Annotated in this window: 1 protein-coding gene; it reads left to right on the top strand. The window is 67.2% G+C overall.

The window, feature by feature from the left end; translation table 11 throughout:
• Positions 1-18 precede the first annotated feature (18 nt).
• On the top strand, positions 19-247 hold a 229-nt coding region (locus tag SB753_RS40060; protein WP_410805551.1), incomplete at its 3' end, for a hypothetical protein.

Raw genomic sequence — 247 nt, 5'->3', positions numbered from 1 at the left:
CCGCGCGATGAGCAGGGCGTGGCCACCCCGGTGATCGAGGCGCACCAGAAGTTCCTCGCCGGCAAGGGCAACGAGCGGCTGATGCATTACGTGGCGATGGAATTCGGCGAGCCGAAGGACTTCGCCGATTTCATCTACCTGGGCCAGGCGGCGCAGGCCGAAGGCATCGAACTGGCCGCCCTGCACCACCGCGCCAGCCGCCCGTACACGATGGGCTCGCTGTACTGGCAGCTCAACGACGTGTGGC

Source organism: Paraburkholderia sp. SIMBA_053 (genome assembly GCF_046534895.1).
Classification (GTDB): domain Bacteria; phylum Pseudomonadota; class Gammaproteobacteria; order Burkholderiales; family Burkholderiaceae; genus Paraburkholderia; species Paraburkholderia caledonica.
The sequence above is the reverse complement of the archived record's forward strand: the minus strand, read 5'-3'. Positions and strand labels throughout refer to the sequence as shown.